The organism is Paenibacillus konkukensis (genome assembly GCF_023523925.1).
Lineage (GTDB): Bacteria > Bacillota > Bacilli > Paenibacillales > NBRC-103111 > Paenibacillus_S > Paenibacillus_S doosanensis.
In genome coordinates this window covers 7,670,326-7,692,216 of sequence record NZ_CP027059.1, presented here as the reverse complement: position 1 = coordinate 7,692,216, position 21,891 = coordinate 7,670,326, and the positions used below count along the sequence as shown (strand labels likewise).

Here is a 21,891-nt window from a genome sequence, read left to right as displayed (position 1 = left end):
TCACGCTTCATTAGTTGAAGCCGGAAGCCTGCTCGCGCTGGTCGTTGTAATCGGCGCCACGGCCGTATTCGATACCAATGCCGCGCCTGCGGATTCCGCAGGCGAACAGAGCCGCTCGTCCGCCGCCGGCCATGCGGAAACCGCGAACGACGAATTGCCTCCTTATACACTGTCCGGCGATCGTGGCCCAGTGAACTACCCCCGAATATTTTTTAACGTTAGATAATGCTAATCTCAATAATGGTGGAAATTCTTGGTCCCAGCAATCTGGATACGATTATCTGGTAGCAAACAAAATATCGGAACATTTACTGTTAATGCAAATAGCAATTTGACTATTAATGATACTCACGCAAGTGGACATGCTTTTTATTTAGATTATAATACAGATAATGGTATAGTAAGTGGAAAAGTTAGTGTACGGGAATCTGACGTACCTCTTTAATTCAATTTCTAGTTGTTATAAACTAACTCAACTTTCGTACCTACTGATAAATCAATGTTAAAAAGAAGCTATCAGTCTGAAAGGGGCTGTCCCAAGCTACTATGGCCTACTGGCCAAAGCGTTCATTTCAGCCCTGATGAGTCCCCTCTCGTCCTCACCTCTTCTAAACTTGCAGTACCTTTCGAGGAGCTGCCTCAGTTCATCTATCCGCTTGACGCCGACCCACTCGAATCATTTCTATCTTGGTCCGATGCACTTCCAGCCGATTGCCGGATGAAAAAGACTTAACCCAATTCTTCGTGCTCGCTCCCGCCGCATAGTGGGGGCTATTTGACACTTCCCCCATGTTGACTAGTTTGTTCTACTGGAGTAAAATGAACTCACAATCATTCTACTGTAGTAAAATGCTATTGTAAAGGAGCTTAACCATGCAAATCAAGTTATTTGATTCAGAACTAAAGATAATGGATGTTCTCTGGAAGAATGGGGATACCACTGCAAAGCGGATAGCAGAAATCTTAAAAGAGCAAGTAGGTTGGAACAAAACGACGACTTACACGCTAATCAAAAGGTGCATTGCCAAAGGGGCGATTGAACGTATTGAACCTAATTTCGTATGCCATCCCCTTGTCACGATTGATCAGGCTAGAGAGCTTGAAACAACGGAACTCATTAACAAAATGTACGACGGCGCCGCCGACCAGCTTGTGGCTTCTATTTTGGGACGCAAAAACCTACCCCCGGAAGAAATCGAAAGACTAAAGCGGCTCGTCAATAGCTTGGAATAAGGGGGCTGCTTATGAGTTTGCTAAACATGAGTTTTTCGGCTGCTATACTTATTCTAGCTATTATAATCATCCGTGCGCTGCTATTGCACAAACTGCCGAAAAGAGCCTTTCTTGTTTTGTGGAGCGTAGCGTTATGCCGCCTGCTGATTCCCTTTGAGGTTTCGTCACGGTTCAGCATTTATTCGGTTGTAAATATGCTGCTGGAAGGCAGAGCTTCCGGAACCGATTTACCGTTGGCAGGAATACCTGCTGTGCCAAACCATACGGCTATAACAGAAACTGCTGCAACCTTGCCGGAAGCGGCGCGTGCAAATGTATCTCCTTTAATAATAATCTGGCTCATTGGTTTAGCGGTCTGCACTCTGTTTTTCCTTGTAACACACCTGCGTTGCCGCAAGGAGTACAAGACGGCGCTTCCTATCGACAATGCCTTTGTGAAACTCTGGCAACAGGAACATCCAATATGGAGAGGTGTTCAAATACGGCAATCGGATACAATTTTTGCCCCCCTGACCTATGGTATATTCCGACCGGTTGTACTTCTGCCTAAACAAATGGATTGGACAGACGAAACCCGACTGCGCTATATCCTGACCCATGAATTTGTGCATATCCGGCGATTTGATACGTTGAAAAAGTTAGTAATGGCAATCGCTTTATGCGTTCATTGGTTCAACCCTTTTGTGTGGCTGATGTATGTACTTGCGAATAGGGATATCGAATTGTCCTGTGATGAAGCTGTTGTAAGGGCTTTTGGGAGAAATGTAAAATCAGCCTATGCTCTGACATTGATTGGGCTGGAAGAACAGAAAAACCGTTTTACTCCGCTTGTAAACAATTTCAGTAAAAACGCTATTGAAGAGAGGATTGTGTCGATTATGAAAATTAAAAAACGCCACGTATTTTCTCCTATTTAGCTGTTGTTCTTGTATCCGTTGTTGCACTTATATTTGCAACGGCGGCAGATCATACCGATGAAAAGGGAAATAATAACCAAATGATTATGGCAGATGCTAGTAAAGATGATAATGCGATAAAGTACGCAAACCTATATATAGATAAGATTTTATCTCATTTTGAACTTACCGGATCGGAACCGGATAATATTTCAAGTATCCTTGCTGCGGCTATCACGAATGCTCAAAGCACCAGCCTATACGACTATGCCAAAACACATGTTTTGGTTGGAAATACGGAGGAGGATATTCGGATTCTTCTAATGTATGAATCTTTTGAGTTTGTTCCAGCATTGTCAATTATTTTAAAAGAGTCAAGTCATGATGCGCGCGGACAGATTATTGCTGCTGTTTATCAAGAATACGCAAGTGCGATGGAAGAAAATCATCCAGTAGAATTTGAACGTATGATGACCAATCTGGAATATTGGAGAAACAAATAATCTGTTTCATTGATGGAAAAGCAAAACCGTCAGTTTTAAAGTATAAAAATGTGATAATCAGAAATGGACAACAGGTGAGAGTAGAGAGACAAAAAGTAACCCTTCCGTTGTTGCATACTGACCTCCCCCTATAGAAAATTATATTCCATCGTTTCAGCAAACCTCAAAAACCGATAAAACTGCCCTCAGAGGCAGTTTTATCAATTGACTTAAAACCAGCTTTCATAAAATTACAAGCTCTGGATCGTTATAATAGTTGTCCACGATTCAAATGAAGGATGAATTACAAAGGCGGATTACAAAATGTTCAAGCAACGCTCGTATTTCCAGTACGCCCTGCTTGTCCAATCCAACGCGCCGTAAAGTGTTCATAATATCGTTATCCGGAATTAAGCGGCGAATAGAGGAAAACAATTGCTCAAAGATTTCGTCAGCTCAAGTCATAAGTAACACATTCCAAATCCTAGGAATGCAAAAAGCTCCTGAATCGTCGCAAGGACGAATTCAAGAGCTTGTTCATTGTTAAGGTGATGCGGTCGAGAGGACTCGAACCTCCACGGGGGGTTAGCCCACACGGACCTGAACCGTGCGCGTCTGCCAATTCCGCCACGACCGCAAATCTTTCTCCTCAGTCAGTACTTCGAAAAGCATAAGAAACTACAGGGGAGAACTGAGAACTAAAACTTCGGTAAAATCGTATAACCTAACTTTTTCGACTTTTACACAAGTATCTAAACAATGTATATTTGTCGATCAGCCGTAGTTACATAAATGGTGCGGTTGAGAGGACTCGAACCTCCACGAGCGTACGCCCACTACCCCCTCAAGATAGCGTGTCTGCCATTCCACCACAACCGCATATATTCATTTCAAGGCTTGCGCCTTGAAAACTAGATACGAAACTTGTGCGCGTTGTTGAGCAATGATTATTTGTTCTTCCCGGTTTGTTTCCGGGCCCCGAGAAAGTATTTGGAATCAGCTTCGAAGCTTCTCTTCACTTTCTTGGGAATTTGGTTAAGCCCTCGACCGATTAGTATTCGTCAGCTCCACACGTTACCGTGCTTCCACCCCGAACCTATCTACCTCGTCGTCTTCAAGGGGTCTTACTTACTGGGAAATCTCATCTTGAGGGGGGCTTCACGCTTAGATGCTTTCAGCGCTTATCCCGTCCGTACGTAGCTATCCAGCCATGCTCCTGGCGGAACAACTGGTACACCAGCGGTACGTCCATCCCGGTCCTCTCGTACTAAGGACAGCTCCTCTCAAATTTCCTACGCCCACGACAGATAGGGACCGAACTGTCTCACGACGTTCTGAACCCAGCTCGCGTACCGCTTTAATGGGCGAACAGCCCAACCCTTGGGACCTACTTCAGCCCCAGGATGCGATGAGCCGACATCGAGGTGCCAAACCTCCCCGTCGATGTGGACTCTTGGGGGAGATAAGCCTGTTATCCCCAGGGTAGCTTTTATCCGTTGAGCGATGGCCCTTCCATTCGGTACCACCGGATCACTAAGCCCGACTTTCGTCCCTGCTCGACCTGTTTGTCTCGCAGTCAAGCTCCCTTCTGCCTTTGCACTCTTCGAATGATTTCCAACCATTCTGAGGGAACCTTGGGGCGCCTCCGTTACGCTTTAGGAGGCGACCGCCCCAGTCAAACTGCCCACCTGACACTGTCCCCATACCGGATCTACGGTACCAGGTTAGAACTCCGATACGATCAGGGTGGTATCCCAACGTCGCCTCCACACAAGCTGGCGCTCATGCTTCTCAGGCTCCCACCTATCCTGTACAGATCGTACCAAAGTCCAATATCAAGCTGCAGTAAAGCTCCATGGGGTCTTTCCGTCTTGTCGCGGGTAACCTGCATCTTCACAGGTATTAAAATTTCACCGGATCTCTCGTTGAGACAGCGCCCAAGTCGTTACGCCATTCGTGCGGGTCAGAATTTACCTGACAAGGAATTTCGCTACCTTAGGACCGTTATAGTTACGGCCGCCGTTTACTGGGGCTTCGGTTCATAGCTTCGGGTTACCCCTAACCACTCCCCTTAACCTTCCAGCACCGGGCAGGCGTCAGCCCGTATACTTCGCCTTGCGGCTTCGCACAGACCTGTGTTTTTGCTAAACAGTCGCTTGGGCCTTTTCACTGCGGCCCCCTCGGGCTATTCACCCTACCGAGGCACCCCTTCTCCCGAAGTTACGGGGTCATTTTGCCGAGTTCCTTAACGAGAGTTCTTCCGCGCGCCTTAGCATGCTCTGCTCGCCTACCTGTGTCGGTTTGCGGTACGGGCACCTTCTCCCTGGCTAGAGGCTTTTCTTGGCAGCCTGAACTCATGACCTTCGCTACTGTTATTTTCACTCCCCATCACAGACCAGCCTTATCGATGTGCGGATTTGCCTACACATCAGCCTCTCTGCTTGGACGGGCATCCATCAGCCCGCGTCACTATCCTTCTGCGTCACCCCATTGCTCATAACGGTTCACGGTGGTACAGGAATTTCAACCTGTTGTCCTTCGACTACGCCTTTCGGCCTCGCCTTAGGTCCCGACTTACCCTGAGCGGACGAGCCTTCCTCAGGAACCCTTAGGCTTTCGGCGGATCAGATTCTCACTGATCTTTTCGTTACTCATACCGGCATTCTCACTTGTGTACTGTCCAGCGCTCCTTACGGTACACCTTCAACCTGTACACAACGCTCCCCTACCAGAGTAGATAAAATCTACAATCCATAGCTTCGGTGGTGTGTTTAGCCCCGTTACATTTTCGGCGCAGAGTCACTCGACCAGTGAGCTATTACGCACTCTTTCAATGGTGGCTGCTTCTAAGCCAACATCCTGGTTGTCTGCGCAACTCCACATCCTTTCCCACTTAACACACACTGGGGGACCTTAGCTGATGGTCTGGGCTGTTTCCCTCTTGACAATGGATCTTAGCACTCACTGTCTGACTCCCGGGATAAAGTATGTGGCATTCAGAGTTTGACTGGACTTGGTAACCCTTGGCGGGCCCCGCACCCAATCAGTGCTTTACCTCCACTACTCATCTCCCGAGGCTAGCCCTAAAGCTATTTCGGGGAGAACCAGCTATCTCCGAGTTCGATTGGAATTTCTCCGCTACCCCCACCTCATCCCCGAATTTTTCAACATTCGTGGGTTCGGGCCTCCAGTGCGTGTTACCGCACCTTCACCCTGGGCAGGGGTAGATCACACGGTTTCGGGTCTACGCCCACGTACTTCGTCGCCCTATTCAGACTCGCTTTCGCTGCGGCTTCGGCTCTTCACCTTAACCTTGCACGGGAACGTAACTCGCCGGTTCATTCTACAAAAGGCACGCCATCACCCGTTAACGGGCTCTGACTTCTTGTAAGCACACGGTTTCAGGTTCTATTTCACTCCGCTCCCGCGGTTCTTTTCACCTTTCCCTCACGGTACTGCTTCACTATCGGTCGCTAGGGAGTATTTAGCCTTGGCAGATGGTCCTGCCTGCTTCCCACGAGGTTTCACGTGTCTCGCGGTACTCGGGATCCGTCTAAGGTGTTCGCAGAATTTCAACTACAGGGCTTTTACCTTCTATGGCCGGCCTTTCCAGACCGCTTCGTCTACCCTGCTGCACCTATGTTGACGTCCCACAACCCCAGAGAGCAAGCCCTCTGGTTTGGGCTGTTCCGCTTTCGCTCGCCGCTACTGACGGAATCACTCTTGTTTTCTTCTCCTGAGGGTACTTAGATGTTTCAGTTCCCCTCGTATGCCTCTGCACACCCTATGTATTCAGATGTGAGTAACTGAGAATTACCTCAGCTGGGTTCCCCCATTCGGACATCCCCGGATCAAAGCCTGCTTACGGCTCCCCGAGGCGATTTCGTCGTTCGCCACGTCCTTCTTCGGCTCCTAGCGCCTAGGCATCCTCCGTGTGCTCTTATTAGCTTAACCATGCTAATACACGTTGTATTGCTCTACGCATTTCGTTTCGTTATCTAGTTTTCAAGGAACAATCTGCAACTGTTACATCAAGTTCTCGATGTCAGTTGTCAGTGTTATTTGAGATACACATCGACTTCCCTTTCGGGGCGTCTTTGTCCTCTCAAAACTGACCAACGAGTGAGTGGCGTTGCAACTGTTACATCGAGTTCGTCGATGTCCGTTATCAACTATTGTGCAACTGTCAGTTGCTTATGTCCGATGACCTACAGTCACCATGGACTCCATAGAAAGGAGGTGATCCAGCCGCACCTTCCGATACGGCTACCTTGTTACGACTTCACCCCAATCATCTACCCCACCTTCGGCGGCTGGCCCCCTTGCGGGTTACCCCACCGACTTCGGGTGTTGTAAACTCTCGTGGTGTGACGGGCGGTGTGTACAAGACCCGGGAACGTATTCACCGCGGCATGCTGATCCGCGATTACTAGCAATTCCGACTTCATGCAGGCGAGTTGCAGCCTGCAATCCGAACTGAGACCGGCTTCTAAAGATTCGCTCCAGATCGCTCCTTCGCTTCCCGTTGTACCGGCCATTGTAGTACGTGTGTAGCCCAGGTCATAAGGGGCATGATGATTTGACGTCATCCCCGCCTTCCTCCGGTTTGTCACCGGCAGTCACTCTAGAGTGCCCATCCGAAATGCTGGCAACTAAAGTCAAGGGTTGCGCTCGTTGCGGGACTTAACCCAACATCTCACGACACGAGCTGACGACAACCATGCACCACCTGTCTCCTCTGTCCCGAAGGCCGCCCCTATCTCTAGGGGATTCAGAGGGATGTCAAGACCTGGTAAGGTTCTTCGCGTTGCTTCGAATTAAACCACATACTCCACTGCTTGTGCGGGTCCCCGTCAATTCCTTTGAGTTTCACTCTTGCGAGCGTACTCCCCAGGCGGAGTGCTTACTGTGTTTACTTCGGCACCAAGGGTATCGAAACCCCTAACACCTAGCACTCATCGTTTACGGCGTGGACTACCAGGGTATCTAATCCTGTTTGCTCCCCACGCTTTCGCGCCTCAGCGTCAGTTACGGTCCAGAAAGTCGCCTTCGCCACTGGTGTTCCTCCACATCTCTACGCATTTCACCGCTACACGTGGAATTCCACTTTCCTCTCCCGCACTCAAGTCACCCAGTTTTCAGTGCGATCCGGGGTTGAGCCCCGGGCTTAAACACCAAACTTAAATGACCGCCTGCGCGCGCTTTACGCCCAATAATTCCGGACAACGCTCGCCCCCTACGTATTACCGCGGCTGCTGGCACGTAGTTAGCCGGGGCTTTCTTCTCAGGTACCGTCACCCTTAGAGCAGTTACTCTCTAAGGCGTTCTTCCCTGGCAACAGAGCTTTACGATCCGAAAACCTTCATCACTCACGCGGCGTTGCTCCGTCAGACTTGCGTCCATTGCGGAAGATTCCCTACTGCTGCCTCCCTTAGGAGTCTGGGCCGTGTCTCAGTCCCAGTGTGGCCGATCACCCTCTCAGGTCGGCTACGCATCGTCGCCTTGGTAGGCCGTTACCCTACCAACTAGCTAATGCGCCGCAGGCCCATCCGTAAGCCACAGGTTACCCCGTGTTTCATGATCTCCTCATGCGAGAAAACCAGCTATCCGGTCTTAGCTATCGTTTCCGATAGTTATCCCGATCTTACAGGCAGGTTGCCTACGTGTTACTCACCCGTCCGCCGCTAACCGTTCCCGAAGGAACAGTCCGCTCGACTTGCATGTATTAGGCACGCCGCCAGCGTTCGTCCTGAGCCAGGATCAAACTCTCCAATAAAGTGTTCCCCAGAAAGTGAAGAGAAGCTGCCGAAGCATATTCCGATTACTTTCCGTGGACCCCACGAACCAAGTCATGGGGCATTATCAGAGCTTGTCTTAAGCTCAAAATTCAATGCTAGCGAGAATTTTCATTCTCTATTTAACACTCACTCGTTGTTCAGTTTTCAAAGGACAATCTTACTTATTGCTTGTACTTTTCAAATCGTTATCACTAACGACCGGAATTTCAATATACCACATTTCATTGCTGTATTGCAAGTTTTTATTTTCTCCAATCCAGGGATACTCCGCAAGACCAGATGAATGAAACCAACATGTTCAACAACAGGTACACAATATACCATGTTACGATAAGAATTGCAACTAAAATAACAATTCTTAGTTAACTAGGGCTTGCTGAACGAAACTTTACAGAGCAAATCTAATGTAGCCGATACGATTCAGCATAATGTTGAACATGAAGACGAAAAGAAGCCGCAAGCGGCGCTCTAGGTTCATCACGAGGAACTGCAGGGCGATGACGGCCCCGCTCGTTTGCTCGAGTCGCGCCCGGATTCGATTCAACCCATATTTTCGTTTTCCTTCGCCAAACTTGCCTTCGATCGCATTGCGCTCGCCTGCATCCAGCTTGGCGATTCGTTTCATCTCCGCCGTGTCCGCCTGCTTCGAAGGTCGGCCGAGCGGAGGTCCGCTGAGCCGTACGCCGCGCTCCTTACAGTACGCGCGGTTCTCCCGGTTTCGGTAGATCTGATCGGCCATCACTTCTTTCGGGTACACGCCGAACCGAGCTTTGTACGTCTCTACCGATTCGATCAAGGTGACGCCTTCATTGAAGTTGTCCCATTGGCGGCGTTCCAAGAAGGCGAACCCCTGCACCATGCTGACGGACACCTTCGCCCCGAATTCGACTTTCGCTTTTGCTTTCCCGCGAACGATCGGACGAATATGCGGTTGATGAATGCTGACGATGCGATCTTCCACATGATGGACTCGCTTCGTATACATCAGTCGTTGCTGTCGATACAACTCCTGAATGACAAGCAGCTGCTTGTATTGCCGTCTGCTCAGCGCTGTGAGCGACGTGATCTTCGCTAATTCTTCAATGATGCGAAGGTCGCGTTTGATGAAGGCGAGTTGCTTACCGATTCCACGGCGCAGCGCCCGATAGCCGATTCGGCGCTGCTTGGCGAGTGCGAGATACGAGCGGCGCGCTTTTTCCCGATACGTGCGCGGTTTCGGACGTTGTCCCACATGCGGGGCATGTAACACGTCGATGATTGTCTCCAGCTTGTCGCGGGCCTCGTTCAGTAGCGTGATATCCGTCGGGTACGCGATGTCGGCGGGCGCACAGGTCGCATCAAGCAGCAGCGTTCCTTGGTTAGGGTCCGCCTTCGAGCGTTTGCACTTTCCGCCTCGACCGCCGGAAGCCGAGGGCTTCATGTCGTCGTCATCATCTTGCTGTTCTGCCTTCGCAGCTTCTACAGCGATCCATTCGTTCACTTCCGCGATCACTTTTTCGCCGAGGCGCTTACGGAAATGAGTCATCAGTGAATGATGAAACGGCGGCCGATCCTGATAGCCCGCCAAGCCGAGGAAGTATTGGAGATACGGGTTCTCGATGATCGTCTCGACCGTCTCTCGATCGGACTGTTGCAGTCTTTCCTGGATGATCAAGGCACCCAGCGCCATCCGAACCGAAATCGCCTTTTGGCCGCGGAACGATTTCTTGAATGACATTGCATACTTGTGCTCCACCTGCGCCCACGGGATCATCTGTGCGAGCTTGATCCAGCGATTATCCGGATTTAGACGGCCACCGAATGGCAAGAAAAACTCGCTCGGCAGCAACAACTGGTTTTCCTCATGGGCGTACGGTTGGTACATGATCGTCATCCTCCATGTGCACGGTTTTTCATCGTTTTGAAACGATTTCCTTGCATATGAATTCGACGAAATGCGCATCAAACCCTTGTCGTTACTGGATTTTTTGGTCGTTCAGCAAGCCCTAACTAACTTGCATTTCCATATAACGGAGCTGCTAACGCTTTCCTTCCCCCTTATACCGCAGCTTCGCTAACCCCTATCTCCTCTATTGCCCCTTCTAATAGAACAAACGTTTTCATACAGTATGCCATAGCTTCAAGCAGCTTGCGATATTCGATTGGAATCGGGAGCAAAACGGCTTAACGCTTTTACGAACCCATTGAGCTCAAACACTGCGGCAGTTATATGTGGACTTAACCCTTCCAATCGTGTTGGCTAAAGCCTAACGATTCCCAGCGATACGCGCGTTGCGTTATGGAAAACATAATACCATTCCATCATTATGGAGGTATGCATTATGGATTCTCATTTTGCCGTCGCTCAATTATCGCCGGAGCTTTTATCGGAAATTCAGCAGCTGGAGAATAAATTAAGGAACAGCGCCAAAGAAAATATCGTACTAATCGCTTATGCGGAGAACGGTGCTGAACAAGACAATCACTCCCCAGCTTCACCCGTATGAAAAAATGGCTTCCCGTCCATATAGGCAGGAAGCCTAATTCTTACCATCAGGTTGCTGTTTCTGATCCGATGTTTTCTCTTCCGGCACTACCCAGTTGATCCGCTTAATTCGAGCTTCCGACTGAATGCGTTCGTTGCGGCCGGCTTGAATCACGCTTGAAGCGGCTAATGCGTTCACCCTAATCAAGCCTACGTGGATCGCGGAGTCATCGTTGTTAACCGTCATTTCAATATCCTCGTTCGCTTTTATCTCCGGAATTTCCCGCGAATATAACGGAAATTGCTCGAAATTTAATTCCGTCTCTTTGGACTCCACAAACTTCGTCTTTCCTCTCATAATGGACAGCACTTTCGCTGAAGGTTCTATCTCTTTATTATCTCCAATTTGAATAATCGAGGAACGGGAGATGCTGTTAATATTGATAAACTGAACAAGAGACCAACGAACCATAGCGTTACTTGGCGGCAGACGGACCAACGGCCTCTATAGGAGGTGTGTCCGAAATGGACGAACATACGATCTGTTCGGTATCCCCGATTAAAAATACGGAGGAAATCGAAACTTCGACGATTTTGATTTCACCGACGGTTAGCTCTTTATTATTGACTTGAAAATTCATGAACCGTTCACATCCTTCTTCGGCAATTTACTGAAATAATGATCGATGGCTTTCTTTATATCATTCTTCGTTCTAAAAAGAACGGAGTCTTTTATCGAAGACAATTGATCGGTTGTAGCCCCCGGCTCCATTTGCTGCAAATAAAAATGCATTCGCTGCTCCGTTTGTTTCCCCAAATCCTGTAAAATCATTTGACGGTGCCAGGAATCGAGTTCAAGGCCCAACTGTTTTTGCAGAACCTCTATATGATTAGGCACCTCTTCATTGAGGTAACGACCGAGTTCTTTTTGCAGGACGCTGTTAAGCTCGGATGAAGGTTTGACCGGCTCTTCCCCTTTTTGCGCCGCTGCATCGGCATCTACGGCCAGATCCTCAATCTGCTGGGGGGTAATCCCGATATTTAACGTACCGTCCAGCTTTTCGACCTTGAGCTGATCGAATTTATATTCAATCTTATCGATATGAATTTGTTTTTGCTCCTTCAATGAAGCGACTTCCGCTTGAAGCGACTTCAAAGCTTTTTCAAGCTCTGCCAGTTGGAGCGACTGTTTATGAATTTGGGAGTGCAGCTGTCCGACGTATTGAGTCCATTGATACCACGTGTTCATCATCACCTTCACCACCTCCTGCAGTTAGAATATGCAGCAAGGCGTACATGGGTGTTAGCCCAGAGATAACTTAGGAGGGGCTGGGGAGAGGTACGAGCGGTGCCGCGGTCTTTTCTTCCGCCTCGGATTGGGCTTCCTTGCTCGCCGACGTGTTGTAATTATTGGATAAGGGCTTGATCATGCCCGCGCTGCCTATTTGCAAAATCGAAGAGTTGGACACGCTGTCGACCCGCAGCTGATGAATAACAATATGCTGATTGACAACCAGATTCATTAAACTACCCCCTTGTTCCCCACCGTTTGCTGGCTTGCATCGGCGACGTCGTTATCGCTTGTATTCGTATTGCTGATGGCATTATTCGTTACCGGAAAATCGCCGACATTAAACGATCCCGAACCGGCAAAAATTTTGGATGTGCTTTCAGGAGCCAATTGTACGGCATCTCCGATCTGAACGATGGAACCGGCACCGACGTTTGAAATTTTAATATTACCGACAATCGATGGCATAAGCGTTCTCCTTTGTTCTTCTTGCTCCATTGTATGTAGTTATTTGCCCATGGGTACTTAAATGAAGAACCATCTTCCCAAAAGTATCAACATGATCGCCGCCTACATATGATAACAAAGGCATTTCTCTCGGAGGAGGATGGACCGGTGAACCGCAAAGATAACGATAATCAAAATCGCTCCCGCTGGGAAGCGCTCGAATCGCTTCTAGGAACAAAGCTGCCTGCTCTGCCGTCCAGCGAGCATATGGATCTGTGGAAAGACACGTCCTGGGTCGGGGATTACGTTCAAAACATGCTGGAGAAGAGCATGCCCAAGAAAGGGATGATCAACGCTTTCCAGCCCCAGGAAGAAGTATTCCAAACCCATAATTACGTTATTGTCAAAATCAATATGGAAAATAACTCCAACCCGATTGTCAAAATTAGAGCGGATCAAGTGAAGATCGACGGCCTGCGTAACAATAAATCGCAAATTATCCGGCTTCCCTGCCATGTGATCCCGCATCTTAGCAGAGCTTCCTACAAGGACGGCATTCTCCAAATCAAGATGCGCAAGAAAAAAATCAGCACAGCCTACCACGAAGTATCCGTCAGATATTTGTAGAACCGCTCCGGCAAGCCGATCATTCAAGGGGGCCATGCAAATGTACCAAATCATCATTGATTTATCCGAACGCAAGCTTTACCTGCTGCAAGACAGCACCGTCGTGCGGGAATTCCCGATAGGGATCGGCAAGGAGCTCACCCAAACGCCAGAAGGAACGTATTCGATCGTCAATAAGGCGCCAAATCCCGGCGGCCCGTTCGGCGTATTCTGGATGGGGCTTTCTCGCCCCCATTACGGCATTCACGGAACGAACGATCCGTCGTCGATAGGAAAGCAGTCTTCCCACGGCTGCATCCGCATGTACAACGAGGATGTGCTGGCCTTGGCCGCTCTCGTTCCTATCGGCACCCGTGTCACGATTCGCCAATAGCGGCGTGTTTACCGAGAACAAATCCCCCAACAGTGACGTGATGCTCTGAAGCTTATTCCGTCCGCATCCAGCCTAAGCTGGATCGGCGTCTAACCCTTCCTCTGGGATCGTTCTATGGGTAGACTTTACTTTCGGGGGAGAACCCAGATTTCCACAGGAAATTGCTGTGCATCATTTCCTAAACAATTAAAAAACCACCTTGCTTACGAAGTAAGCAAAGCGGTTCTTATTTGCCATGGTTTAGTTTTCTGTTTCCACCGTAATTTTCTCGGAAACCGTATCGCGGATCACCGTCATAATCAGCTGCAGCAAATAGTTAATGTCTTCTTGTGACTGGCGAAATTCGTTGACGATCGGAATATTATCGAGTTGATCCTGCAGCTCATCGATTTCCTTCTCAATTTTTTCTACCATCTTTTTGTTTTCAAACGATTCGAACGCGACGATTTCTTTTTGCTTCTTTTTAATCGCGCTGATAAGCACTTGAATTTGATCATTGGAAGCAATTTGCTTCTCCGCTTGTTGAAAAAACTGCACTTCGTTGGAAGTAGAGATCAATTCGGCAAGCTCCTTGGCTTTCTCTAAAATATCCTCCCGAACGATCATTTCGGTATTCGTGTAACATTCCATCTGACTGCACGGCGAATTCCCGTGGTGATGGTCATGATCGTGGTTATGATGTTGTCCCGACATGGTCGGTCACGCCCCTCAACATATAAAATTATTGTGCAACAGCTGCCGGCACCCATTCTCCTTTAATATACCAGGTTTGGGCGTCCGTAATTTTCACCGGCACGATCTTTCCGATCAAATCCTTAGGACCGGACAGATGAACGAGCTTGTTCGTGCGGGTACGGCCTGCCAGCACTTCCGCATTGTTCTTGCTCTCGCCTTCGACCAGCACGTCAAGCACTTGGCCCTTCATGCTCTCGTTGCTTTCCCTGCTGAACTCGGCAAGAACTTCGTTAAGCCGGTACAGCCGCTCTTTCTTCACCTGCATCGGCACATCGTCAGCCATACCCGCGGCAGGCGTTCCTTCGCGAGGCGAATAAATGAACGTATAGGCGCTATCGTATTTGACCGTTTTGACCAAAGAGAGCGTCTCCTCGAACTGTTCGTCCGTCTCTCCCGGGAAGCCGACGATAATATCCGTAGTTAAGCCGACTTCCGGAATAGCCTTTTTAATTTTGGCCACCAAGTCCAAATAATGCTCGCGGGTATACTTGCGGCTCATCCGCTTCAATATTTCGTTGCTGCCCGATTGAACGGGAAGATGGATTTGCTCCACAAGATTCCCTTTCTTCGCCAGCACCTCGATCAGATGATCGTCAAAATCACGCGGATGCGACGTCGTGAACCGTACGCGCGGAATGTCGATCTTGGAAATATCGTTCATCAAGTCTCCGAAGCGGTATTCGATATCATCGAAGTCTTTGCCGTAAGCATTGACGTTTTGTCCGAGCAGCATAATTTCTTGAAAACCTTGCCGCGCCAGGTCGCGAACCTCGGCCAGCACATCCTCAGGACGGCGGCTCCGTTCTTTTCCGCGGGTATAAGGGACGATGCAGTACGTACAGAACTTGTCGCAGCCGTACATAATATTCACCCACGCTTTAATGCCTTCGCGTTTTTTGGGCAAGTTCTCGACGATATCGCCTTCCTTGGACCATACTTCGATGACCATTTCTTTGCCGAAGAAAGCTTCCTTGAGCAAAAATGGCAGGCGATGAATATTATGCGTTCCGAAGATCAGATCGACGAACCCATGCTTTTGCAAAATCCGGTTTACGACCGCTTCTTCCTGCGACATACAGCCGCATACCCCCAGCACCAACGACGGCTTCTCCGCCTTCAAATGCTTGAGATGCCCCAGCTCCCCGAACACCTTGTCCTCGGCGTTCTCGCGGATCGCACAGGTATTAAGCAGAATGACGTCCGCTTGCTTGCGGTCATCCGTCGCCTTGTAACCCATTTGCTCCAGCAAGCCCATGATCGTCTCGGTGTCGTGCTCGTTCATTTGACAGCCATACGTTTGAATCAAATAATATTTGTCTTTGCCGAACGACTGCATATCCTCCGGAATTTCAAAGTTATAATGAACTTTGATATCTTCTTTCCCTCTTTTTTTCGCATCTGTAAGAGAAGGAGGTTGAAAATATATAGAAAAATCTTTTTCAGATTTATTCTTTGTTGTCATTAAGCGTTCCTCCTGAAATATACTGCAAATATCATACCTTTTATTATACCATTATCGCAGTATGAATTTCAAAGAAATTCGCTTGATTCTAAGATAATATAACCGCTACGTCTCCGGTCTTGACCCCGGCCGCGTTCGCTTCATCCGTATCGATGTGCATATCGAGCGCAAATTGGTCGGATACACGGGCCAGCACCTTCTCGAAAATCAACGCGCGTTCTCCCTCCACCTTAACCGTCAGCAGCTGCTTGTCGGCAATGCCCCAACGGGCCGCGTCATCCCTATGGAAATGAATATGGCGCGCGGCTACGATTACTCCCTCTTCGATGTCTACTTGCCCTGCAGGGCCGATAACGGTGATTCCGGGAGTTCCTTCCGTATGTCCGGATTCGCGCACCGGAGGATTCATACCGAGCGCAAAGGCGTCGGAACGGGACACTTCCAATTGCGTCTTGCCTCTGGCCGGACCGAGAATTCTTACTTTATCGAAACGCCCCTTAGGCCCTACCACGGCGACCGTTTCTGCAGCCGCATACTGCCCGGGCTGGGACAAATCTTTAAGCACATTCAACTGATAACCTTCCCCGAACAAGCGTTCGATATGTTCTAGCGATAGATGGATATGTCTTGCCGATACTCCGATAGGCACTTGTTTCATACGTATTACCCCCTGCGGTTATTAGTCTTATGCACCATTTTCCAGTATTTGCAGACTCCTCTTGATTATAACGTAAGCAAATAAAAAAAGCATACGGCGGAGCCGCATGCTTTTGCAAGTTTCATAAAATTATTTAAATTCCGCCATCAATTTCTCAAATTCTTCTTTGGTAATCTTGATGTTTTGTTTAGCCAACGCTTCTTCCTTGAAGCCTGCAACATGGCTCTCGTAGTTCGTTTTGCTATTATTTTGATAGATCAGGCCGGTCAGCAAACCGTTCGTTTCCATGATTTTGGTCATAGCCATAACGCGGTTGCTTGGATCGTAATCCGGAGTATCCTCCAGATCGACGATGTTTTCTTTAAACCAGTCGTATGTGTTCACTTTATTAAAAGTTACGCAAGGGCTGAATACGTTGATGAAGGAGAAGCCTTTGTGCTTCATACCCGCTTCGATCAAGGCGGTCAGCTGTTTCAGGTTGCTGGAGAACGATTGCGCAACGAACGTAGCGCCTGCGGCAATAGCTACTTCCAGAGGAGACAGTGCCGTCTCGATAGAGCCGGACGGCGTACTTTTCGTTTTGAAGCCTTCCGCACTGCGCGGCGACGTTTGACCTTTCGTCAACCCGTAGATTTGGTTATCCATAACGATGTACGTAATGTCGATGTTACGGCGAATCGCATGAACCGTATGACCCATACCGATAGCGAAGCCGTCGCCGTCGCCGCCAGCCGCGATAACGGTCAGCTCGCGGTTAGCCATTTTCAGGCCTTGCGCGATCGGCAGGGAACGGCCGTGAACGCCGTGGAAGCCGTATGCATTAATATAACCGGAAATACGCCCGGAACAGCCGATACCGGAAACCACGCCCAATTGCTCCGGCTCCAAACCTACATTAGCAGCGGCTCTTTGAATAGCAGCCTGGATGGAGAAGTCTCCACACCCCGGACACCAGTTAGGTTTAATATTGTTGCGAAAATCTTTTAACGTTGCCATACTGGACTCAACTCCTGACAAAATGTAGTGATTTCTGCCGGCAAGAACGGATTACCGTTATATTTCAGCAAGTTTTTGATTTTATCTGCATAACCAACGTTCAATTTGATCAAGGATGCCAATTGAGCCGTTGCGTTGTTTTCGATGACAACTACCGTTTTTGCTTTTTCCAGATACGGCTGCAATTCTTCAACCGGGAACGGATTCAGCAAACGCACGGTAATATGGTTTGTTTTGATGCCTTGTTTGTCCAGACGGCTTCTCGCTTCGTCGATCGTACCGCCTGTCGAGCCCATGCCGATAATCAGCAGGTCCGGTTCAGCATGAGGAGCGTCGACCAGAATCGGGTTCGTCACTTTCACATTCTTCAATTTGCCGAGACGTTTATCCATCATTTGCTTACGGTTAATCGCGCTTTCCGACGGACGGCCTTCTTGATCGTGCTCTACGCCGGTAACATGGTGAATACCATATTTTTGACCCGGAACCGAGCGCGGGGATACTCCGTCTTCCGACAATTCATAACGTTTGAACATTTTATTGGCTTCCAGTTCAGGCAAGTCGCCTTGCACCAAACGCCCGCGGTCGATCACGATTTTGTTGTAATCGAGCAATTCGCTGGATTGTTTACCGAGAGAAAGCTGCAAGTCGGTCAGCAAAATGACAGGAACTTGGTATTTCTCCGCCAGGTTGAACGCTTCGACCGTATCATAGAAGCACTCTTCAATCGTGGACGGGGACAATACGATTTTCGGAATCTCGCCGTGCGTTCCGTAGATCATCGCGAGCAAGTCGGATTGTTCCTGTTTCGTCGGAAGACCCGTGCTTGGACCGCCGCGCTGCGTATCGACGATAACGACAGGCGTTTCCGTCATGCCGGCAAGACCGATAGCTTCCATCATCAGGGAAAGACCGGGACCCGCCGATGCCGTCATCGTGCGCACGCCGCCGTAGTTGCCGCCGATCGCCATCGTTACCGCAGCAATCTCGTCTTCGGTTTGGATAACGGTACCGCCGAATTTAGGCAGCGCTTTGATCAGGTATTCCATGATCTCGGATGCAGGCGTAATCGGATATGCAGGCATGAAACGACAGCCCGCTGCAACGGCGCCCAAACCGATAGCATCGTTACCGATGATAAACAGCTTCTGCTTGCCGTCAGCCGGCTCAAGCTGGAATTCAGGCAATGGACCGCCGTTCATTTCCAGAATAAACTCGGCCGCTTTGCGAACCGCTTCGATATTTTTCTCTACGACAGCCGGACCCTTACGTCCGAATTCTTCTTCTACCGCTTTATTAAATACTTCCAAAGGCAAACCGAGCAAAGCCCAAGACGCGCCGGAAGCAGCCATGTTCTTAAATAAGGATGTTCCCAGCTCTTCAGCGATCGCTGTAATAGGCACAGGGAACAAACGAGCTTTAACACCTTCAGGTACAACAGGATTAAATTTGGCGTCTGCTACAACTACGCCGTTCTCACGAAGCTCATGCGCGTTTAAATCGATTGTTTCTTGGTCAAATGCAACAAGGATATCCAAGTCGTCGGAAATCGCACGAATCGGTTTCGTACTGATTCTGATCTTGTTGTTGGTGTGTCCCCCCTTAATACGAGAGGAGAAATGACGGTATCCGTACAAATAATATCCAAGACGATTCAATGCCGTCGAGAAGATTTTGTCGGTACTCTCAACACCTTCCCCTTGTTGTCCTCCGATCTTCCAAGATAATTGGCTAATCACCGTTGTCCACTCCTTTTATTTGTCACTGACATTGCAAATAGATCAACTTGAAGCATTTAAAAGAAATTTCACAAATGGATAAAAAATTTCTTTCAGTTGTCAACCAAATTTTATGACTTTGCATGCTAAAAAGCAAGTAGTTTCATCCAAAACGAAAGATAGTATTTTTAGATGATATCCATATCGTAAATAGATCGATCTTATGGGCATATATCTCCGTTGAAGATGTAAAATTCACCCGGGCGGAAGGTTGACTCGCAAAAAATCGTACCAGTTGCGGAAAAAAAATCCTTCGATCCATTCATCCTTGTAATATTTACTAAGATGCTGCGCCAAATGAGCGAACTGGCCGGCGTTTTCAAGCCCGGGAATCCATTGGCTGATACCGTCAAAATCGGACCCGAGCACCAGCTGCCGTTCCCCTCCCAGAGCGCAAATATGCTCGATATGACGGACCAAATCATCGATCACGGCGCCCTTTTCCTTAACAAACCAAGGGACGAACGTGATTCCGATAACTCCTTTTTGCAGGAGCAAAGCCCGGATCTGATCGTCATCCAGATTGCGCGGGTGAGGACAAACCTCCTTGGCGTTGGAATGCGTGGCGACAAAAGGCTTTTGCGACAAATCGGCCACATCCCAGAACGATTTCACCGACAGATGGGATACATCTAGTATTATACCCAAATCGTTGCATTCTTTAATAAACCGTTTGCCTTCCCGCGAGAAACCTCCCTGCCGCGGCTCCAGAACGCCGTCTGCAGCCCAGTTGGCGTAATTCCAAGTAACCCCAATCAAGCGCACTCCGAGATGAAACAAGATTTGCGTGTACAAGGAATGGTTCCGAATCGCATCCGCTCCTTCCAAGGTAAGAATAGCGCCACAAGCGCTTCCATTCATTACGTTGTTAAGGTCGGTTCGGTTTCGGATCAGGGCGATTCTACCGTTTGCAATAATTTTCTGATAAAAAATATTTATATACTCCAAATAATGGTCAAAATTTGGTTGTTTCATACTCTCAGCCAAATAAATCGCGAAAAACTGGATCTTCACTCCCGATCGTTTCATTTTGGCAAAGCTTACATCCAGTTCTGCGTTCAGCGGATCATAGAAATCGATGCTTGAATTTTCAAACATTTTTAGCAGCACATCGCAATGACCGTCGATTATTTTCATTCGGACAACCCTCCCGGAATAGAAAAAACCTCTACCCGCGGCCCGTTAAAGGATCAAGATCGCGTTTAGAGGTTGATGGTATGGTGGATGGAACTTTCATGCGGCGAGCCGATCTCCGAAAAAAAAGAGTCTGCTCGCTTGCTGCTTTCATTCCTTTGTGGTAAAAAAACCTGTCTACAAAGTAAACAGGCGTTAAGGCTGCATAATCAAATAAAAGTTTCAGCAATTTATCTCGGTTCTACGATAAGCTTGATGGCCGTCCGGTCTTCCCCGTCTATAACAATATCGGTGAATGCTGGTACGCAAATCAAATCAACCCCGCTGGGAGCCACAAATCCTCGTGCAATCGCTACAGCCTTAATCGCTTGGTTGAGAGCCCCAGCCCCGATTGCCTGCAGCTCAGCTGCACCGCGTTCACGCAATACTCCTGCTAACGCGCCGGCTACGGAGTTAGGATTGGACTTTGCTGAAACTTTTAATACTTCCATGAAAAGTACCTCCTCGGGAATGATGGATTGCTTCCAGTACTAATCATATTCTAGGAAATTGCCGTTAATTCCTTCTTCCCGAAGATAGTAAATACTAAAAATTGCGAATTGCGCGTCAATTTATGCGCGACTGCCTATTTTTATTCGAATATGAATTGATCTTCGTCCATTCGGATCAGCCGGATTTTCGTACCGAGCCCCGTCGCCGGGTCCAAATCGATACAAACGGCATGAAAATGCCATTTGCCCTCATCTACGACGAATCTTACGGGCAGCTGGGTTTTAAATTTTTGCAGAACGGCCTGCCGGTCCATCCCCAAAATTCCGTCGCGCGGGCCGACCATCCCGACATCGGTTACATAGGCCGTTCCTGACGGCAAAATTCGCTCGTCATGGGTTTGAACATGCGTATGCGTACCGACTACTGCCGACACCCTTCCGTCCAAATGCCAACCCATTGCGAGCTTCTCAGAGGTAGCCTCCGCATGGAAGTCGACCAGTATATATTTATGCTTCTTTTTGAGCGATTCCAGGATGGCGTCCGCTTTCTCGAACGGGCAATCCAGCGGCGGCAAAAAAGTGCGCCCCTGAAGATTGACGATCACGAGCTCCTGGTCTTTAACTTTGATCGTCGTATGTCCGCGGCCGGGAGTTCCTTTGGGGAAGTTGGCCGGTCTCACGATCCGTTCCTCATCATCTATAAAATCAAAAATATCTTTCTGATCCCATGTATGGTTGCCCATCGTAATCCCGTGCACGCCAAGCTCGAAAAATTCCTTCGCAATTGCGGAAGTGATTCCTCTCCCTCCGGCCGCGTTTTCGCCGTTGGCGATAACCACCGTCGGATTATACTTGGCTTTGAGGCCCGGCAAACAGGCTTTGACGGCTTTGCGTCCGACCGAGCCTACGATATCGCCGATAAATAAAATTCTCATGGTACGACTCCCTTCGCTGTTGGAACATCCCTTTTGAGGGAAAAGAAAAGTGGCTTATTCAGCCACTTTTCATCTTAGTGTATGCAGTTGC

21 protein-coding genes, 2 tRNA genes and 2 rRNA genes are annotated in these 21,891 nt (G+C 48.7%); 6 read left to right on the top strand and 19 right to left on the bottom strand.

Translation table 11 applies throughout. The features are described from left to right. Positions 1-10: 10 nt before the first annotated feature. On the bottom strand, positions 11-238 hold the full coding sequence (locus SK3146_RS33675) for a hypothetical protein (protein ID WP_249862896.1): 228 nt from the start codon (positions 236-238) through the stop codon (positions 11-13). 635 nt (positions 239-873) lie between these two features. Between SK3146_RS33675 and SK3146_RS33670 the strand changes: the two genes are divergently transcribed. The 3 genes from SK3146_RS33670 (at position 874) to SK3146_RS33660 (ending at position 2,632) form a co-directional block, all read left to right on the top strand. Beyond that, on the top strand, positions 874-1,233 hold the full coding sequence (locus tag SK3146_RS33670; RefSeq protein WP_249862895.1) for a BlaI/MecI/CopY family transcriptional regulator: 360 nt from the start codon (positions 874-876) through the stop codon (positions 1,231-1,233). Between the two features lie 11 nt (positions 1,234-1,244). Further along, the gene (locus SK3146_RS33665; RefSeq protein WP_249862894.1) at positions 1,245-2,150 is read left to right on the top strand and encodes a M56 family metallopeptidase; all 906 of its coding nucleotides are present in this window, start codon (positions 1,245-1,247) and stop codon (positions 2,148-2,150) included. Between the two features lie 80 nt (positions 2,151-2,230). Continuing rightward, positions 2,231-2,632, top strand: a complete 402-nt coding sequence (locus SK3146_RS33660; RefSeq protein ID WP_249862893.1) for a hypothetical protein — start codon at positions 2,231-2,233, stop codon at positions 2,630-2,632. Between the two features lie 531 nt (positions 2,633-3,163). Here SK3146_RS33660 and SK3146_RS33655 read toward each other — a convergent pair. The 5 genes from SK3146_RS33655 to SK3146_RS33635 form a co-directional block, all read right to left on the bottom strand. Continuing rightward, positions 3,164-3,248, bottom strand: a tRNA-Leu gene (locus tag SK3146_RS33655). Positions 3,249-3,404: 156 nt separating this feature from the next. Further along, a tRNA-Leu gene (locus SK3146_RS33650) sits at positions 3,405-3,490 on the bottom strand. A 152-nt stretch (positions 3,491-3,642) separates the two neighbouring features. Further along, positions 3,643-6,565, bottom strand: a 23S ribosomal RNA gene (locus SK3146_RS33645). 278 nt (positions 6,566-6,843) lie between these two features. Beyond that, positions 6,844-8,387: ribosomal RNA gene (locus SK3146_RS33640) — 16S ribosomal RNA — on the bottom strand. Together the 16S and 23S rRNA genes with 2 tRNA genes alongside form the textbook arrangement of a ribosomal RNA operon. 410 nt (positions 8,388-8,797) lie before the next feature. Next, positions 8,798-10,273, bottom strand: coding sequence for an IS5 family transposase (locus SK3146_RS33635; protein WP_249862892.1), 1,476 nt, complete (start codon positions 10,271-10,273; stop codon positions 8,798-8,800). Positions 10,274-10,730: 457 nt separating this feature from the next. Between SK3146_RS33635 and SK3146_RS33630 the strand changes: the two genes are divergently transcribed. Further along, a complete protein-coding gene (locus tag SK3146_RS33630; protein ID WP_249862891.1) occupies positions 10,731-10,895 on the top strand; it encodes a hypothetical protein in 165 nt (54 codons plus the stop codon). A gap of 33 nt (positions 10,896-10,928) precedes the next feature. Here SK3146_RS33630 and SK3146_RS33625 read toward each other — a convergent pair whose 3' ends face one another. The 5 genes from SK3146_RS33625 to SK3146_RS33605 form a co-directional block, all read right to left on the bottom strand. Beyond that, positions 10,929-11,345, bottom strand: a complete 417-nt coding sequence (locus SK3146_RS33625) for a spore germination protein GerPE (RefSeq protein WP_249862890.1) — start codon at positions 11,343-11,345, stop codon at positions 10,929-10,931. Positions 11,346-11,349: 4 nt separating this feature from the next. Further along, positions 11,350-11,514, bottom strand: a complete 165-nt coding sequence (locus tag SK3146_RS33620; protein ID WP_249862889.1) for a spore gernimation protein GerPD — start codon at positions 11,512-11,514, stop codon at positions 11,350-11,352. After that, on the bottom strand, positions 11,511-12,125 hold the full coding sequence (gene gerPC / locus SK3146_RS33615; RefSeq protein ID WP_249866522.1) for a spore germination protein GerPC: 615 nt from the start codon (positions 12,123-12,125) through the stop codon (positions 11,511-11,513). The genes SK3146_RS33620 and gerPC overlap by 4 nt, the downstream gene beginning before the upstream one ends. A 67-nt stretch (positions 12,126-12,192) precedes the next feature. After that, complete coding sequence (locus SK3146_RS33610) at positions 12,193-12,396, bottom strand: spore germination protein GerPB (protein WP_249862888.1); 204 nt, start codon at positions 12,394-12,396, stop codon at positions 12,193-12,195. Continuing rightward, the gene (locus SK3146_RS33605) at positions 12,396-12,632 is read right to left on the bottom strand and encodes a spore germination protein (protein ID WP_249862887.1); all 237 of its coding nucleotides are present in this window, start codon (positions 12,630-12,632) and stop codon (positions 12,396-12,398) included. Before SK3146_RS33605 ends, SK3146_RS33610 begins: the two co-directional genes overlap by 1 nt. A gap of 147 nt (positions 12,633-12,779) precedes the next feature. Here SK3146_RS33605 and SK3146_RS33600 point away from each other — a divergent pair, with 147 nt between their 5' ends. Both SK3146_RS33600 and SK3146_RS33595 read left to right on the top strand, forming a co-directional pair. Then, complete coding sequence (locus SK3146_RS33600) at positions 12,780-13,238, top strand: Hsp20/alpha crystallin family protein (RefSeq protein ID WP_249862886.1); 459 nt, start codon at positions 12,780-12,782, stop codon at positions 13,236-13,238. A 34-nt stretch (positions 13,239-13,272) separates the two neighbouring features. Beyond that, positions 13,273-13,611, top strand: coding sequence for a L,D-transpeptidase (locus tag SK3146_RS33595; protein ID WP_249862885.1), 339 nt, complete (start codon positions 13,273-13,275; stop codon positions 13,609-13,611). 240 nt (positions 13,612-13,851) lie between these two features. Here SK3146_RS33595 and SK3146_RS33590 read toward each other — a convergent pair whose 3' ends face one another. From SK3146_RS33590 to SK3146_RS33555, 8 genes are all read right to left on the bottom strand, one after another. After that, positions 13,852-14,241 (bottom strand): YlbF/YmcA family competence regulator, encoded by a 390-nt coding sequence (locus SK3146_RS33590; RefSeq protein ID WP_249866521.1) that lies wholly within the window; start codon positions 14,239-14,241, stop codon positions 13,852-13,854. A gap of 91 nt (positions 14,242-14,332) precedes the next feature. Beyond that, complete coding sequence (miaB, locus tag SK3146_RS33585) at positions 14,333-15,808, bottom strand: tRNA (N6-isopentenyl adenosine(37)-C2)-methylthiotransferase MiaB (RefSeq protein ID WP_249862884.1); 1,476 nt, start codon at positions 15,806-15,808, stop codon at positions 14,333-14,335. 88 nt (positions 15,809-15,896) lie between these two features. Beyond that, positions 15,897-16,466 carry a phosphate propanoyltransferase gene (pduL, locus tag SK3146_RS33580; protein WP_249862883.1) on the bottom strand — a complete coding sequence of 190 codons (570 nt, stop codon included), beginning with the start codon at positions 16,464-16,466 and terminating at the stop codon, positions 15,897-15,899. 129 nt (positions 16,467-16,595) lie between these two features. Next, positions 16,596-17,462, bottom strand: coding sequence for a 2-oxoacid:ferredoxin oxidoreductase subunit beta (locus tag SK3146_RS33575; RefSeq protein ID WP_249862882.1), 867 nt, complete (start codon positions 17,460-17,462; stop codon positions 16,596-16,598). Further along, complete coding sequence (locus SK3146_RS33570) at positions 17,450-19,201, bottom strand: 2-oxoacid:acceptor oxidoreductase subunit alpha (protein WP_249862881.1); 1,752 nt, start codon at positions 19,199-19,201, stop codon at positions 17,450-17,452. Before SK3146_RS33570 ends, SK3146_RS33575 begins: the two co-directional genes overlap by 13 nt. 234 nt (positions 19,202-19,435) lie before the next feature. Further along, complete coding sequence (locus SK3146_RS33565) at positions 19,436-20,377, bottom strand: dipeptidase (RefSeq protein ID WP_249862880.1); 942 nt, start codon at positions 20,375-20,377, stop codon at positions 19,436-19,438. 227 nt (positions 20,378-20,604) lie between these two features. Further along, positions 20,605-20,865: a stage V sporulation protein S gene (locus tag SK3146_RS33560; protein ID WP_005550495.1), complete on the bottom strand. Its 261-nt coding sequence runs from the start codon at positions 20,863-20,865 to the stop codon at positions 20,605-20,607. Between the two features lie 140 nt (positions 20,866-21,005). Next, positions 21,006-21,800 carry a TIGR00282 family metallophosphoesterase gene (locus SK3146_RS33555; RefSeq protein ID WP_249862879.1) on the bottom strand — a complete coding sequence of 265 codons (795 nt, stop codon included), beginning with the start codon at positions 21,798-21,800 and terminating at the stop codon, positions 21,006-21,008. Positions 21,801-21,891: the final 91 nt, after the last annotated feature.

Coding starts and splice junctions, on each gene's coding strand:
- SK3146_RS33670 (WP_249862895.1), top strand. CDS start 874: ATGCAAATCAAGTTATTTGATTCAGAACTAAAGATAATGGATGTTCTC.
- SK3146_RS33665 (WP_249862894.1), top strand. CDS start 1,245: ATGAGTTTGCTAAACATGAGTTTTTCGGCTGCTATACTTATTCTAGCT.
- SK3146_RS33660 (WP_249862893.1), top strand. CDS start 2,231: ATGATTATGGCAGATGCTAGTAAAGATGATAATGCGATAAAGTACGCA.
- SK3146_RS33635 (WP_249862892.1), bottom strand. CDS start 10,273: ATGTACCAACCGTACGCCCATGAGGAAAACCAGTTGTTGCTGCCGAGC.
- SK3146_RS33630 (WP_249862891.1), top strand. CDS start 10,731: ATGGATTCTCATTTTGCCGTCGCTCAATTATCGCCGGAGCTTTTATCG.
- SK3146_RS33625 (WP_249862890.1), bottom strand. CDS start 11,345: ATGGTTCGTTGGTCTCTTGTTCAGTTTATCAATATTAACAGCATCTCC.
- SK3146_RS33620 (WP_249862889.1), bottom strand. CDS start 11,514: ATGAATTTTCAAGTCAATAATAAAGAGCTAACCGTCGGTGAAATCAAA.
- gerPC (WP_249866522.1), bottom strand. CDS start 12,125: ATGATGAACACGTGGTATCAATGGACTCAATACGTCGGACAGCTGCAC.
- SK3146_RS33610 (WP_249862888.1), bottom strand. CDS start 12,396: ATGAATCTGGTTGTCAATCAGCATATTGTTATTCATCAGCTGCGGGTC.
- SK3146_RS33605 (WP_249862887.1), bottom strand. CDS start 12,632: ATGCCATCGATTGTCGGTAATATTAAAATTTCAAACGTCGGTGCCGGT.
- SK3146_RS33595 (WP_249862885.1), top strand. CDS start 13,273: ATGCAAATGTACCAAATCATCATTGATTTATCCGAACGCAAGCTTTAC.
- SK3146_RS33590 (WP_249866521.1), bottom strand. CDS start 14,241: ATGGAATGTTACACGAATACCGAAATGATCGTTCGGGAGGATATTTTA.
- miaB (WP_249862884.1), bottom strand. CDS start 15,808: ATGACAACAAAGAATAAATCTGAAAAAGATTTTTCTATATATTTTCAA.
- pduL (WP_249862883.1), bottom strand. CDS start 16,466: ATGAAACAAGTGCCTATCGGAGTATCGGCAAGACATATCCATCTATCG.
- SK3146_RS33575 (WP_249862882.1), bottom strand. CDS start 17,462: ATGGCAACGTTAAAAGATTTTCGCAACAATATTAAACCTAACTGGTGT.
- SK3146_RS33565 (WP_249862880.1), bottom strand. CDS start 20,377: ATGAAAATAATCGACGGTCATTGCGATGTGCTGCTAAAAATGTTTGAA.
- SK3146_RS33560 (WP_005550495.1), bottom strand. CDS start 20,865: ATGGAAGTATTAAAAGTTTCAGCAAAGTCCAATCCTAACTCCGTAGCC.
- SK3146_RS33555 (WP_249862879.1), bottom strand. CDS start 21,800: ATGAGAATTTTATTTATCGGCGATATCGTAGGCTCGGTCGGACGCAAA.